At 43.6% G+C, this 15,887-nt stretch carries 11 protein-coding genes; 3 read left to right on the top strand and 8 right to left on the bottom strand.

Features of this window, described 5'->3' with window-relative positions; all coding sequences use genetic code 11:
• Window positions 1-63: 63 nt before the first annotated feature.
• From sufS to ydiJ, 7 genes are all read right to left on the bottom strand, one after another.
• The gene (gene sufS, locus ACIH2S_RS08195) at window positions 64-1,302 is read right to left on the bottom strand and encodes a cysteine desulfurase SufS (protein ID WP_430248474.1); all 1,239 of its coding nucleotides are present in this window, start codon (window positions 1,300-1,302) and stop codon (window positions 64-66) included.
• Window positions 1,303-1,306: 4 nt separating this feature from the next.
• Window positions 1,307-2,614, bottom strand: coding sequence for a Fe-S cluster assembly protein SufD (gene sufD / locus ACIH2S_RS08190; protein ID WP_108479013.1), 1,308 nt, complete (start codon window positions 2,612-2,614; stop codon window positions 1,307-1,309).
• Complete coding sequence (sufC, locus tag ACIH2S_RS08185; protein WP_036950422.1) at window positions 2,589-3,335, bottom strand: Fe-S cluster assembly ATPase SufC; 747 nt, start codon at window positions 3,333-3,335, stop codon at window positions 2,589-2,591. Before sufC ends, sufD begins: the two co-directional genes overlap by 26 nt.
• Window positions 3,336-3,380: 45 nt before the next feature.
• On the bottom strand, window positions 3,381-4,880 hold the full coding sequence (gene sufB, locus ACIH2S_RS08180) for a Fe-S cluster assembly protein SufB (protein ID WP_036950424.1): 1,500 nt from the start codon (window positions 4,878-4,880) through the stop codon (window positions 3,381-3,383).
• Window positions 4,881-4,896: 16 nt separating this feature from the next.
• Entirely contained in the window at window positions 4,897-5,265 is a 369-nt protein-coding gene (sufA, locus tag ACIH2S_RS08175; protein WP_036950521.1) for a Fe-S cluster assembly scaffold SufA, read from the bottom strand.
• Between the two features lie 383 nt (window positions 5,266-5,648).
• Complete coding sequence (locus ACIH2S_RS08170) at window positions 5,649-6,065, bottom strand: hotdog fold thioesterase (RefSeq protein ID WP_036950426.1); 417 nt, start codon at window positions 6,063-6,065, stop codon at window positions 5,649-5,651.
• Entirely contained in the window at window positions 6,062-9,118 is a 3,057-nt protein-coding gene (ydiJ, locus tag ACIH2S_RS08165) for a D-2-hydroxyglutarate dehydrogenase YdiJ (protein WP_108479014.1), read from the bottom strand. Before ydiJ ends, ACIH2S_RS08170 begins: the two co-directional genes overlap by 4 nt.
• A 254-nt stretch (window positions 9,119-9,372) precedes the next feature.
• On the opposite strand from ydiJ, the gene ydiK reads away from it, so the two are divergent.
• Window positions 9,373-10,488: an AI-2E family transporter YdiK gene (gene ydiK / locus ACIH2S_RS08160; RefSeq protein ID WP_036950431.1), complete on the top strand. Its 1,116-nt coding sequence runs from the start codon at window positions 9,373-9,375 to the stop codon at window positions 10,486-10,488.
• Window positions 10,489-11,171: 683 nt separating this feature from the next.
• On the opposite strand, the gene ppsA is transcribed toward ydiK, so the two are convergent.
• Entirely contained in the window at window positions 11,172-13,550 is a 2,379-nt protein-coding gene (gene ppsA, locus ACIH2S_RS08155; protein WP_430248472.1) for a phosphoenolpyruvate synthase, read from the bottom strand.
• Window positions 13,551-13,831: 281 nt separating this feature from the next.
• Between ppsA and ppsR the strand changes: the two genes are divergently transcribed.
• Both ppsR and ACIH2S_RS08145 read left to right on the top strand, forming a co-directional pair.
• Window positions 13,832-14,674: a posphoenolpyruvate synthetase regulatory kinase/phosphorylase PpsR gene (gene ppsR / locus ACIH2S_RS08150; protein WP_430248565.1), complete on the top strand. Its 843-nt coding sequence runs from the start codon at window positions 13,832-13,834 to the stop codon at window positions 14,672-14,674.
• 136 nt (window positions 14,675-14,810) lie between these two features.
• Window positions 14,811-15,860, top strand: a complete 1,050-nt coding sequence (locus ACIH2S_RS08145; RefSeq protein ID WP_036950435.1) for a 3-deoxy-7-phosphoheptulonate synthase — start codon at window positions 14,811-14,813, stop codon at window positions 15,858-15,860.
• The last annotated feature ends 27 nt before the right edge of the window (window positions 15,861-15,887 follow it).

The raw sequence follows: 15,887 nt of genomic DNA, 5'->3' as shown, positions 1-15,887 counted from the left end.
TTCTCTCTATCTGCTACAATCTCTATTTGCTGCAATACGGTGACTTCGATATACCATCGGTATCTAGCCAAGTAATTGTTTAACACGCAGTAACGCATTATACAAAGCATCGATATCCTGCTTAGTCGTATAAACACCAATAGATGCCCGGCACATCGCAGGAACTTGATAATGTTCCATTAATGGCATCGCACAGTGGTGCCCAGTACGAATGGCAATCCCATATCTATCTAGGAATGCTCCAACATCATAGGCATGATGTTCACCTAAATTAAAGGCTATCACGCCTTCACGTTGGTCATTACCATATAAACGAAGGGAAGGCACTTGCTTAAGCAAATCCGTCGCATATTGCATCAATTGCTTTTCATACGCAAAAGTTTCGCTTAATCCTAACTCATTGAGATAGTCTAAAGCTGCGCCTAACCCAATGATACCACTGATATTTGGGGTGCCAGCTTCAAATCGCCATGGAATGTCCGCAAATGTGACTCCTTTTTTCAGGCTGACTTGGCGGATCATCGCTCCACCCCCTTCCCAAGGTGGCATTTTCTCAAGCAATGCCTTCTTGCCGTAGAGGATCCCAATACCTGTTGGTCCATATAGCTTATGGCCTGAACAGACATAAAAATCACAGTCTAGCGCTTGTACATCCACCTGTTGATGCATCGCCCCTTGCGCACCATCCACCAGGATAGCCAGCCTATTTTCATACTGCTCTGCAATTTCACGCGCTTGTGAGACCAATTTTTTCACCGGATTAACGGTACCAAGCACATTGGAAATATGAGTGAAACTGAAGAGTTTTGTACGCGCATCGATGAGTTGTGCGAGCTGAGTGGTATCGAGGGTACCGTCCTCAAGGATAGGCAGGATTCTGACTTCAAAACCACGCTCTTGCGCCAACATAAACCAAGGAACAATGTTCGCATGGTGCTCCATTTCAGTGATAATAATATTATCACCTTGCTGGATAAACTGGCGCCCAAAGCTATTCGCAACAAGGTTAATCCCTTCCGTCGTCCCTTTGACAAACACTATCTCTTCAGGGGAGGCCGCATGCAAAAAATCCGCGGCTTTTTGGCGAACATTTTCCACCAGCGTGGTGGCATTCGCGCTTAACGTATGAACCCCACGGTGCACTGCCGCGTATTGATGCAACGTAAATTGACTCTCTGCATCCACAACCTGCTGAGGCTTTTGAGCACTCGCCGCACTATCTAAATAGACCAATGGATGGTTATTCACGGATTGCGCTAAGGCAGGAAAATCCTGCCTGACCGATTCAACATCAAATAACATCGGTTTACACCTCCGCTAAGCGTTGATGAATATTCGCCATCACGGCCTGTTTTAACCCATCGATGGTAATAGATTCGGTTAATTCAGCTGCGAATGCATTGATAATCATCTGTTTAGCAGCTTGACTATCAATCCCTCTAGAGCGTAGATAAAAGAGTTGCTCATCATCGATGCGCCCAACCGTTGCCCCATGACCACACTTCACGTCATCAGCATAGATCTCCAGTTGAGGCTTCGTGTCAATTTCCGCTTTTTCACCCAGTAACAGAGTATTGTTAGTCATTTGACCGTCTGTTTTCAGCGCGTTAGGGTCAACTTTGATCATCCCGTTGAATACCGCTTTGCTGCTATCCATGGCGATCACTTTATGCAGCTGTCGGCTATTACAATAACCCGCATTGTGTTCAAGATAGCTGCGTGTGTCGGCAATTTCATTACCTTGCGGCAACAACAGGCTGTTTAACTCGAATTCCGTATTTTCACCGTCAAGACGGCTACTTGTATGATGACGGGTTAGCCCTGCACCTAATAAAAAGCAGCTACTTTTCACTTGGCTATCACGCCCCACCACAATGTCATTATGAGCAAAGTGCTGTGCCTGTGGGTTTTCTGTCATCAGTTTGAAATGGGTAAACTGAGCGTTATCACCCACTTCAACCGTTAAACGCCCACCAGTAAGATGCGCTTGGTCATCTAAACTGACAAAGTGTTCAATCACTTGAGACTGGCTATTGTTCCCCAGAGTCAAATGATAGCGATATTGGCTCATGTTCATTGAGCTTGGATCATGGCTACCACTGGAGATATTCAGTAAATAGAGTGGCTTAGTCGCAACTTTATTGGCAGCTAACTGGATGATAAGCGGTTGAGCCGCTAGGCATTCCGTTAAATGTAAGAAAATCTCGCTGTTCACCGCATCTGGTAGCCAGTCTTGGCTATCGAGCAGAGAAACTTGAAATTCCCCCGTATCGACAGAGCTCAGTTCCGCATTGTAGCGCCCATCCACCAACACAACACGATAGGCATCAATAGCTAATGCGAGTGCGTCACTTAGCGGTGCCTGCTGTTCTTGCGAGCTAAAACGGTAGTGGGTATTTAACACGCTGTTTAACGGAGTATAGTGCCAGTCTTCATGACGAAAAGCGGGCAGCCCTACGTGTTTAGCAAGGCTCCAATGGGTTTGAGCGTGCTGAGATTTTCCACCTAATCCTTGCTCATATAGCGTTTCAAAACGGCGCATTGCCTGCTGATTTAAAGCATCAACCGCAGCGCGTTTTTCCGCTCTTTCACTGTTGGTCAATAAGCCAGCCATAGCCTTGCTCCTCCAGTTTTTTCGCTAAACTGAAATCACCGGATTTGATGATTTTTCCTTGATACAGGACGTGAACAAAATCAGGTTTTACATAGTCCAAAATGCGCTGATAGTGGGTCACGATAATAAATGAACGCTCTGGTGTACGTAGTGAATTCACGCCATTGGAGACGATTTTTAGCGCATCGATATCTAAACCCGAATCGGTTTCATCTAAAATACATAACTTAGGCTCTAACGCTGCCATCTGTAAAATGTCATTCCGTTTTTTCTCTCCACCGGAGAAACCTACGTTAACTGAACGAGTAAGCAGGTCTTGTGGCATATCCAACAATTCGATTTTATCTTCGATAAAATCTTGGAAATCAAAGCGGTCTAACGCCTCTTGCTGGCGATATTCGCGCACCGCATTCACTGACGTTTGCAGGAAAAATTGGTTACTCACACCCGGAATTTCAACCGGATATTGGAATGCAAGAAAAATCCCTTCACCCGCGCGTTCCTCTGGATCTAACTCAAGTAAATCCTTACCGTTGAATGTCACTTCACCACTATCAATTTGGTAATCTTCACGGCCTGCTAGGGTTGCGGACAAAGTACTTTTACCCGAACCGTTTGGTCCCATAATCGCATGAACTTCACCTGGTTTAATTTCCAGAGACAGCCCTTTTAAAATTTCATTACCTTCTACACTTACATGTAAATCTTTAATACTTAACATATCAACATGCCTTTAGCGCTCAAGCGCAACTAAACTCGGTTAGGATCAGCCCACACTGTGTTCTAAGCTGATAGCCAATAATTTTTGTGCCTCAACGGCAAACTCTAGTGGCAATTCTGAGAAAACATCTTTACAGAAGCCGTTAACAATCATTGAGATAGCGTCATCTTCGCTGATCCCACGTTGCAAGCAATAAAACAGCTGGTCTTCACCAATGCGCGACGTTGTCGCTTCATGTTCTAATTGCGCGGTATTGTTCTTCACTTCCACATACGGGAAGGTATGAGCGCCACATTGGGTACCAATCAGCATGGAGTCACATTGGGTAAAATTACGAGCGTTATGGGCACTCGGAAGTATTTTGACGAGCCCACGATAACTATTTTGGCTTTTACCTGCCGAAATCCCTTTTGAGATAATCGTTGAGCGGGTATTTTTGCCAATGTGGATCATTTTGGTGCCCGTATCTGCTTGTTGGTTGCCGTTGGTCAGCGCGACAGAGAAAAATTCCCCAACAGAGTTATCCCCTTTTAAAATCACGCTTGGGTATTTCCACGTAATGGCAGAACCTGTTTCGGATTGTGTCCATGACATTTTGGAATTTTCCCCTTCGCACAGGGCACGCTTAGTCACGAAATTGAGAATTCCCCCCGTTTCGCTATCACCACCCGAGAACCAGTTTTGAACTGTCGAGTACTTCACTTCGGCATCTTTATGGATAATCACTTCCACAACAGCTGCGTGCAATTGATAGCTATCCCTCACTGGTGCTGAACATCCTTCGATGTAACTCACATAACTGCCTTCGTCGGCAATTAATATTGTGCGTTCAAATTGCCCTGTTTTTGCCGCATTAATACGGAAATAAGTCGATAACTCCATAGGGCAACGCACCCCTTTCGGGATGTAAACAAAAGTTCCGTCCGATGCCACGGCTGCATTCAGTGCAGCAAAAAAGTTATCGTGACTCGAGACGACGCTACCTAAATATTTTTGAACCAGCTCAGGGTATTCTTGAATAGCTTCGCTGAACGAGCAGAAAATGATCCCGTGTTTGGCTAAATCGCCACGGTAGGTTGTTGATACAGAAACGGAGTCAAAAATCGCATCTACCGCCACTTTACTGCCTTCACGGACAGGCACACCAAGCTGATTGAAGGCATCTTCCACTTCGCTCGTCAGGTAATTCGCTTCTTCCGCAGCGCCTGTTGATTGTGTCGCGCCTGGCTGTGAACCACAGGCATCATCACACGACCCGCAAGATGGCGCGGAATAATAGCTATAATCTTGGTAATCCAAATTTGGATAATGGGCTTTCAGCCAGTGTGGCTCTTCCATGCCTTTCCAGTGATTAAAGGCATCAAGACGAAATTGCAGCATCCACTCAGGTTCATTACGCTTCGCAGAAATAGCACGAACCACCTCTTCATTTAGCCCTTTTGCCATCTCATCGGTGGCAACTTGGGTAAAAAAGCCTTCTTTATAACGTTTTTCATCAAGCCAGCTTTGAACATCTTCGCCAACTTCTACATTGCTCTGAGACATAATCTAGCTTCACAAGTTAAACGCCGAAGCTTTCACCACACCCACAGGCATGTTGAGCTTTCGGGTTATTAAATTTAAAAATATGGTTAAGCCCTTCTTGGACATAATCCACTACCGTGCCATCAATGAATGGCATTGCTTTTTTAGGTACATACAAGTGTGCGCCATCGAGTTCAAACACTAAGTGGTCATCGGTTGGGTTTTCAATCATCTCGAAGACGTATCCAAAACCTGCACATCCCGACTGTTTCACGCCGAGGGATAGACCTTTACTATTCGGTGTTTGAAGAACTAACTTATTGATCTGTTTAGCGGCACTTGGGGTTAGGCTGACGCCCTGCCATGAATTTTCATCCAATGAAAATGTTTCTACACCACCAGTCATATTGACCTCACTTTTCTTATGGTTTTTCAGCCTGTTATCAGCGATTTCTTCTCTATATGACATGGTAATGATTACCCATATGACTTCAACCATTTGTTTTAAGAGGTTATAGCGATGAGAACGGTTTACTGACAGGATTTTAGTTTATGGAAATATCTAACCAATTAATAATTAAGAAATAAATCTCATTCATGATAATGTTTTTTATGTATTATTGAGTACATAAAAATAACACAAATTAATAAAGTGATATTCGGTTTAGTACCACATTCATTGAATGAGAATGAATAAATTAGATAAGTTATAAAGAATTGATATGAAAGATAAATATAGGATTGATACCCTCAAATAAACTGAGGGTATCAGAAGAAACAAACTGCTGATTATTCAAACAATACGGCAGTTGTTAAACGGGAGGTGCAACACAGTTGGTTTTTCTCGTTAAAAATTTCGATATTCCACACTTGCTGACGGCGCCCTAGATGAATCGGTTTGCATACACCTCTCACCACACCTTCTCGCGCTGCACGAATATGGTTTGCGTTAATTTCCACACCAACTACACGTTGATCACCTTCACTGCATAGGTAGCCTGCGATTGAACCTAAGGATTCAGCCAATACAACCGAAGCACCACCGTGTAGCAAACCAAAAGGCTGTTTGGTGCGATGGTCGACTGGCATGGTACCTTCAAGGTAGTCATCACCAAAGCCTGTAATTTCAATCCCTATATGGCCTAACATACAGCTTTCAGCCATTGCCGCCATTTGTTGCAAGTTAAATTGACGCTTCCAAATCATGAAACAATCTCCAGTAAGGCTTGAATTGGGTGTTTGATTGCCGTTTTTTCCATTCGTTTTACTTGGCTACGACAAGAATATCCCGAACTTAAGCAGCGTTCTAGGGGTAGTTTTTCTATCGCAGGTTTCCACGATAGATTGTAAATACCTTTTGAATTCTCAAGGTTAGCGACTTCATGACCATAAGTTCCCGCCATTCCACAGCATCCAACACTCACATTAGTGAGTTTACGCCCGTAACGGGAAAACAGTGCAGCCCATTGGTTGGCGCTATTGGGTAATGCCGTTGATTCGGTACAGTGACCAAAGAGATACCAAGGCTGCTCATCAGTTCCGTCATTTTTGGTTTGTTCCGGTAATGAGATTAGCCATTCATGAGCCAGCATTACCGTAAATTGGCATTGCTCCTCACCTAAAATTTCATGATATTCATCGCGATAACACAGTACCAATGCAGGGTCGACACCCACCATCGGTAATTGCAGTTTAGCAACACGATTTAAAAAGTCTGATGTTTTACGTGCAGTTTTCGCAAAACGGCTTAAGAAACCTTTGATATGTTGTGCTTTGCCATTCGGTGAGAATGGGAGTAACACAGGCTTATAGCCTAACTTTTCGATCAGACGAACAAAATCCACCACCACTTTTGCATCATAGTAGCTAGTGAACGGGTCTTGCACCACGAGCACATGTTTTTCGCGCTGGCTAGCAGACATTCCTTCAAGTTGTTCTAATGTCAGGGAGGTCGCTGCATGCCCTGATAACTCCTGTTTCAGCGTCGGTTGAGAAAATAACGGTAAATCCACCATACCAATAGTGTGTTCGCTCAGTTTCTGAACCACCGTTTGACGCAAGAAGAAGTTAAAAACGCCCGGTGCTTTTGACATTAACGGAGCACTAGCTTCCACATTCGCCACAATATGGTCACGAACTGGTCGCAAGTAACGGCTATGATATAGCGCAAGAAATTTTGCCCGGAAAGACGGCACATCAATTTTAATGGGGCACTGAGTCGAGCACGCTTTACAGGCTAAACACCCAGACATTGACTCTTTTACTTCATGGGAGAAATCATAATCCCCTTGCTTCGCCCGCCATGAGTTACGCGTTTTTTCAATCAACCCACGTAACGATGGAGACTCGCTTCTCACGCCTTTTTCAATTTGCTCTGGTGTAACGCCCTGCTCCGCCAATAAACGCAGCCATTCTCGAACTAACGTTGCACGACCTTTCGGTGAATGCACGCGCTGGCGGCTAATTTTCATCGATGGGCACATTTGACTTTTTACATCAAAGTTGAAACAAAGCCCGTTGCCGTTACAATCCATCGCACCTCGGAACTCTTGGCGTATTTGAATTGGGATTTGACGATCGTATGTGCCGCGTTTGGTTGCATCCACCTGTTTCATTGGGGCATCGATACCCGCTGGTGGACAAATTTTTCCGGGGTTCAAACGGTTATAGGGATCAAATGCCGCCTTAATATTACGCAGCTCACCATAAAGCACTTCACCAAAGAATTCTGGGCTATATTGCGCTCTGAAGCCTTTACCGTGTTCCCCCCACAGTAAGCCGCCATATTTTGCAGTCAAAGTAACAATTTCATCCGAAATTTGCTTCATTAACATTTCTTGCTGAGGGTCGCACATATCTAATGCTGGGCGAACGTGTAAAACACCTGCATCCACATGACCAAACATCCCATAATTTAGTTTATGGCTATCCAGTAGCGCTCTGAATTCCTCGATATAATCCGCAAGATGCTCCGGTGGTACACAGGTATCCTCAACAAATGGGATGGGTTTCGCGGCACCTTTGCTGTTACCCAATAATCCCACCGCTTTTTTGCGCATATTATAGATACGAGTAATATCAGCAAGGTCATGACAAACTTGGTAGCCAATCACGCCCGCTTGCTGACTCGCCATCAATTCATCAAGGCGCTGGCATAAGCTATCAGTCAAACGATTGATTTCATCTGCATCATCGCCACTAAACTCAACAATGTTCAGCCCAAGCATCTCTTTATTCGGTACATCGGTGATCAGCGATTTTACGGAGTGCCAAACAATATCTTCTTTCGCAAGATTCAAAACTTTCGAGTCGACAGTTTCTACCGAGAGTGCTTGCGCCTGCACCATAAATGGTGCGTTACGCAATGCGGATTCAAACGAATCATATTTGACGTTCACCAAACGGCGCACTTTCGGTAGCGGCGTAATATCCAACGTGGCTTCCGTAATAAACGCCAGCGAGCCTTCAGACCCTGTTAAAATTCGCGTTAAATCAAACTGAGTAAGGTCATCATTAAAAACATGGCGTAAGTCATAGCCCGTTAAAAATCGGTTTAGTTTTGGAAATTTTTCTTCAATTAACGGACGTTGCTCTAAGCAGCGTTCAAGTACAGTTTTATAGATACGCCCTTCGACTGAATCCTCTAACGCAATCGTTTGGGCGAGTTCGATAGGCATAGCGCGAGTATCAAGGCAAGCGCCACCCAAAACCATCGCTTTAACCCCTAAAACATGGTCTGACGTTTTGCCATACACTAATGATCCCTGTCCAGAAGCATCTGTGTTGATCATCCCGCCCAATGTCGCACGGTTACTTGTGGATAGCTCCGGAGAGAAAAAGTAGCCATACGGTTTTAGAAATTGGTTGAGTTGGTCTTTAATCACGCCAGCTTCAACTTTTACCCATCCCTGTTCTGGGTTGATTTCTAAAATTCGATTCATATAGCGGGACATGTCCACTACAATCCCTTCGGTGAGTGATTGCCCATTAGTGCCCGTTCCCCCGCCGCGTGGCGTGAAACTTAATTCACGGTATTTGTCTTGCCCTGCGACGCGCGTAATGATTTGTACGTCAGCGCTGGAACGCGGGAAGATGACAGCTTGTGGTAATAGTTGGTAAATGCTGTTGTCAGTCGCCATGGATAAACGCTCAGCGTAGCTGGTGCCAGTATCACCAGTAAAACCTTGCTGTTGTAGCTCGTGCAGAAATTGGATAGCTAACTGACTAAGATGTGGTGCTTCAGATATACGCGGGATCATTATTAATCATGACTCTTGTTGTTGAGTAATCGCATTTGTCGTTATGTACTATCTTTAGTTTAAGTAGCACAATAGGCACAAGGTTTATTGGAGTGTTCCCTCGCAGCCTGTAAAGATAGCGCATCTGCCGGTGACATTGTCAGTAAAACCATATCACAATATTGTTTCTTTTAAGCATGAAAAATAATTACACTATTTTCACCTGTAAAAGCCCTAACCCCACAGAATTTTCATTTGTTAAGGATTGATCATTAATGGAAAAATCGCAAAAACGTTTGGATTTACCCAAACTCGTCCTTGGACTGCTCTCCATTATCTTTATGATAGCGACCTGTTTTTGGGTCTTAAGCCCATTTATTTTAGGATTCGTATGGGCGGGGATGATGGTGATTGCTACTTGGCCAATTCTCTTACGACTACAAGCACGCCTATGGAATAAGCGCTGGCTTGCTTCGCTGACCATGGTTCTACTGATCTTCCTTCTTTTTGTTATTCCAACCAGTATTTTGATTGGCAGCATTATTCAAAACAGTGCGCCGCTTATCGAATTGGCGAAGTCACCGGCCAGTATCACCTTGCCGGATTTAGAGTGGCTGAATCAAGTGCCTATGGTCGGAGAGAAACTGTATTACGCTTGGCACAGTTTAGTAGCAAGTGGTGGTAATGCGTTATTGGCTAAAGTACAACCTTATTTCGGTCAAGCCGCAGGATGGTTTGCAACGCAGGCCGTTAGTGCCAGCCGCTTCTTATTCCACCTCGTATTGATGCTGCTGTTTAGTGGGCTGCTCTATTATAAAGGCGAGCTGGTGACAATCGGTGTTCGTCACTTTGCTGTACGTCTTGCGGGCATCCGCGGCGATGCGGCTGTGGTACTTGCAGCACAATCTATTCGTGCAGTCGCACTTGGCGTAGTTGTTACTGCGTTAATTCAAGCCATTGTGGGTGGGGTTGGTCTTGCTCTATCGGGTATTAGCTATGCTGCCATTTTAACGGTCTTGATTTTTATCTGCTGTGTTGCACAACTTGGCCCACTATTAGTCATGGTACCTTCCGTTCTGTGGCTATTTTGGACGGGAGATACTACCTGGGCAATTATTCTCGGGGTTTGGGCGGCAGTGGTTGCCACTATGGATGGAGTGCTACGACCTTGGCTAATTAAAATGGGTGCAGATCTTCCTATGGTGCTTATTTTAGTGGGAGTTATCGGCGGTATCTTATCATTCGGTATGATTGGCTTATTCATTGGTCCTGTGGTGCTGGCTGTCTCGTATAGCCTGCTCAAAGCGTGGATGAATGAAGTGGCACCACCAAGTGAAAATTTAGAAGCCACCGAAAAATTCCTTGAAGAAGAATTCTTAATGAAGAAATAAATTTCATTTAATTCGAGAAAACATGTTTCATTTTGGACATGTTTTCTCGACTATCTATTCTCATTAATATTTAGAAACAATATTTAACACACTACTGTTAGTTTTTATCTTTAATTATGTTAATATTCTCCACATCGAATGAATAATCATTTGGGAACAATAAGTAATATGGTATTAAGAGTGTTCCGAGTGATTAACTTATTTAAACAGTTTAATATATCCCTGTTAATATCTCTTCGATAACGAATTAATAAGTTATGTTATTTAATTTCTAACGTGACTTACTTAACCAAATTGCTGTGTGTAGTCTTTGCCTGTCAGCCCATGATAGGCTTTTTTTTTATCTCTATCTCCCCCACACTCCGCTTCTCTGTTGCATAGTTAATATAATATTCCAATTACTCTCTCTATACGTAATTACGCATAATTAGAGTAATGGATTTAATGGTTTTAATTATTTAATAACTTTTTATTTAACATTAATAATGAATCCATTTATGAGACTATAGTTTTATTTTGCTGAAAATCTGAATAATATATTATGAATATTTACGTAAATTAAACTTACATTGAGTTTAATTCTATCGCTGTAATAGGTTGTCTCTATATATAAACAAAGGTCGGCAAATAATAATTATTTACCGACCTTCTTATAATGAACAATCTAAAAATGAATAATTAAATTATTGATTTCCAGCGATTGTTAGCCAAGTGTGCACTACTGTGTCTGGGTTCAACGATAGGCTATCAATGCCCTCATCCACCAGCCATTGTGCGAAATCTTGGTGGTCTGATGGGCCTTGCCCACAAATACCGACATATTTGTTCTGACGCTTCGCAGCCTTAATTGCCATTGACAACATTGCCTTAACCGCATCATTACGTTCATCAAACAATTCAGATACAACACCAGAGTCTCTATCAAGACCGAGGGTTAACTGAGTCATGTCGTTAGAACCAATGGAGAAGCCATCGAAATGTTCAAGGAACTGATCAGCTAGCAGTGCGTTAGATGGGATTTCACACATCATAATCACTTTTAAGCCATTCTCACCACGTTTCAGGTCATGTTTTGCCAGCTCAGCAACCACCGACTCGGCTTGTGCGACTGTGCGAACAAACGGAATCATAACTTCAACGTTAGTCAGACCCATCTTATTACGAACGCGTTTAACGGCTTCACACTCCAGTGCAAAACATGCACGGAAGCTATCTGACACATAACGCCCCGCCCCACGGAAGCCCAACATAGGGTTCTCTTCCTTCGGCTCATATTTATCGCCACCAACGAGGTTGGCATACTCATTGGATTTAAAGTCAGATAAACGCACGATCACGCGTTTTGGCCAGAATGCTGCAGCGAGTGTTGAAATCCCTTCCGTCAGCTTGCTAACGTAGAATTCAACAGGGTCGTCATAGCCGACCATCATATTGCGGATTTCTGCTTGTAATTCTGGCGTCTGAACATCGAACTCTAGCAGTGCTCTTGGGTGAACACCTATCATGCGGTTGATGATAAATTCGAGTCTCGCTAAGCCAACACCTTCGTTTGGTAAACACGCAAAATCAAATGCACGGTCTGGGTTACCGACGTTCATCATGATTTTGACGTTCAAATCAGGCATGTCGTTCACTTCTGAACTGTGGATTTCAAACGCCAATTTACCGTCATAAACAAAGCCAGTATCCCCTTCAGCACAAGAAATAGTGACATCTTGGTCTTCTTTCAGGCGTTCAGTTGCATCACCACAACCAACAACGGCAGGGATACCAAGCTCACGCGCGATGATCGCCGCATGGCAAGTACGACCGCCACGGTTTGTTACGATAGCAGCCGCTTTTTTCATGATAGGTTCCCAATCGGGGTCCGTCATGTCCGTCACTAATACGTCACCCGGCTGAATTCTATCCATCTCACTTAAGTTATGGATGACTTTAACCGAACCTGCGCCAATGCGATGACCGATTGCACGACCTTCAACTAAGACCTGCCCTTGGTCTTTCAGTTTATAACGCTCCATAACCTGTTGGTTAGAACGAACGGTTTCCGGACGCGCTTGAACAATATATAGACGACCATTATGACCATCTTTTGCCCATTCGATATCCATTGGACGACCGTAGTGTTTTTCGATCTGTAAAGCTTGACGAGCCAGCTCTTCCACTTCGTGATCGGCTAAAGAGAAACGATTGCGTAGTGCTTCTGGCACATCTTCAATCTTCACTTGTTTACCGTGCTCTTTACTGTCGGCATAGACCATCTGCAATTTTTTAGAGCCTAATGTACGACGTACAATCGCAGGCTTATTATTTTGCAGGGTTGGTTTATGGACATAGAACTCATCTGGGTTTACCGCGCCCTGTACCACCATCTCACCGAGACCATATGCGGAGGTAATAAACACGACTTGGTCAAAACCAGACTCAGTATCGATAGTAAACATAACGCCGGAAGAAGCGAGGTCAGAACGCACCATTCGTTGTACACCCGCAGATAACGCGACGCCACGATGGTCGTAGCCTTGGTGTACACGATAAGAAATAGCACGGTCATTAAACAGCGACGCAAATACATGTTTAATGGCAACCAATACCGCATCAATCCCTTGAACGTTGAGGAATGTCTCTTGCTGCCCAGCAAATGAGGCATCAGGCATATCTTCAGCGGTTGCTGATGAGCGAACAGCGAATGACGCTTCGGCTTCACCTTCAGATAATTGAAGGAAAGCTTCACGAATATCCTGCTCTAATGCTTGCGTCAATGGGGTATCAATCACCCATTGGCGGATCTGAGCACCGGCTGCCGCCAGTTGATTCACATCATCAATATCCGTTTCATCTAGCAGGTTGTAAATACGCTGGTTTACACCGCTCTGCTCCAGAAAATCATTAAACGCCTGTGCGGTTGTCGCAAAACCGTTTGGTACGGATACACCAAGATCGGACAAGTTGGTGATCATTTCACCGAGGGAAGCGTTTTTGCCTCCAACACGGTCAACATCGTTCATCCCTAATTGGTTATACCAAAGTACATTACACGGAGTAAGGCCATTTGTGGACATTGAAAGCGATCCTTTTATAGCAATTTAGTGACAGACAACAAATCGTAAAAAATCTCGTTGGCGAAAATTCGCCTCGCGAATAGACTAGCACAGACGTTATGGGAAGATGGACTGGTGAATCGTTCCATCAATTAATAAAATTTTTTTGTTCTAAAAATTGTTCAAAATTTGTCTATACTTCCCCCCATAAATGATTTTTAAATGTTTATTCACTTACAATATTTTCCAAAACTCAGAAAAAATACGATAAAAAGAAGCCAGTTATGAGCGAATTAAATTCTATGAGTAAAAATGCCAGCCAAGTTCAACGTACCGTTTTTTTCATCTCTGATGGCACCGCAATCACAGCTGAAACGTTAGGGCACGCCGTCTTATCTCAATTTCCACTATCCTTTATTTCTTACACTTTACCGTTTGTTACCACGCAAGCACGAGCGCTTGAAATTAAACAAAAAATTGACACTATTTATGCTGAAACAGCCCTTCGTCCACTGGTGTTTTATTCAATAATTTCCTCAGAAGTGAAAGAAATCATCACTCAAAGTGCAGGATTTTGTCAGGATATTGTGCAAAGTTTGGTCGCCCCAATACAGCGAGAAGTCGGGTTAGAACCGGAGCCAAAACTCAATCGTACTCACGGGTTATCCATGCAAAATATGAATCAATATGATGCCCGTATTGCAGCAATTGAATATACCCTCGCTCATGATGATGGCATTTCATTACGTAACCTTGAACAAGCTCAAGTAATCATAATTGGCGTCTCTCGCTGCGGTAAAACACCAACAAGCTTATATTTAGCGATGCAATTTGGCATACAAGCCGCCAACTACCCATTCACTGCCGATGATATGGACAATTTACAGCTGCCTGCCGCATTACGTCCCTATACCCATAAACTTTTTGGTTTAACTATCAGCCCTGAACGCCTTGCCGCAATTCGTGAAGAACGCAGAGAAAATAGCCGTTACGCCTCGCTTCGCCAGTGTCGTATTGAAATTGCTGAAGTAGAAGCGCTATTTAGACAGAATAAAATCAATTACTTAAATACTACCAACTACTCTGTTGAAGAAATTTCAGCCAAAGTGATTGATACGATGGGATTACAGCGTCGTATTTTTTAGCAAAATAAAATATAAAAAATTATTCATTCAACCCAAGTTGGTGGTTTGAATTTGAGCCAGTTTCGTTTATTGTGACCTTAGTCACTAATACGGCTGTACAAAAAGGCTCAGCCGAGTAAAAGTTTTGAGAAACAAAATGCATAAAACAGATGAGTTACGAACTCTGCGAGTGGACAGTTTAATTACGCCACAAACGCTCGCTGAGGAATTTCCGATATCCCAAGCAATCGCCGATAACGTGACAGCGTCACGTAAACGAATTGAAAAGATCCTATCCGGTGAAGACCCGCGTTTGCTGGTGATTGTAGGTCCTTGCTCTATTCATGACATTGATGCCGCAATTGAATACGCTAATAAGCTAAATACGTTACGCCAAAAATATCAAGATCGCTTAGAAATTGTCATGCGCACCTATTTTGAAAAACCGCGTACCGTTGTGGGCTGGAAAGGTTTAATTTCTGACCCGCACCTTGATAACTCATGCCAAGTGAACACCGGCATTCGTTTAGCGCGCAAGCTTTTGATTGAAGTTAATCAATTAGGATTAGCAACCGCTACTGAATTCCTCGACATGGTGACAGGACAATATATTGCGGACTTAATTAGCTGGGGAGCGATTGGCGCTCGTACCACCGAAAGCCAGATCCATCGTGAAATGGCATCAGCGCTCTCCTGCCCTGTTGGTTTTAAAAATGGTACCGATGGTAATATCAATATCGCTATTGATGCTATTCGTGCCGCCAAAGCGCAGCATATGTTTTTATCACCAGATAAGAGCGGGCAGATGACAATCTACCAAACCAGTGGTAACCCTCATGGGCATATCATTATGCGTGGTGGCAAGAAGCCTAACTATGAAGCGCAGTACATTTCACAAGCTTGTGAAAAATTAAATGAGTTTGGTTTAGCTGAGCATTTAGTGGTGGACTTCAGCCATGGTAACTGCCAGAAAATTCATCGTCGCCAATTAGATGTAGCGCAAGATATCGCTCAACAGATTAAGCAAGGCTCAACAGCAATTAGTGGTGTGATGGCAGAAAGCTTCTTAAAAGAAGGCAATCAAAAAATCTGTGCAGACCAGCCTCTAGTTTATGGTCAATCAATTACCGATCCATGTTTGGGTTGGGAAGACACTGAACAATTGATTGAAATACTGGCTGACGCAGTTAACTTCCGCTTTAAATAACCTTTTCATCCAAAAATGACACCTGCG

Source organism: Providencia lanzhouensis, assembly GCF_050469745.1.
Classification (GTDB): Bacteria; Pseudomonadota; Gammaproteobacteria; order Enterobacterales; family Enterobacteriaceae; genus Providencia; species Providencia lanzhouensis.
This window is presented reverse-complemented; position numbering and strand designations above follow the sequence as displayed.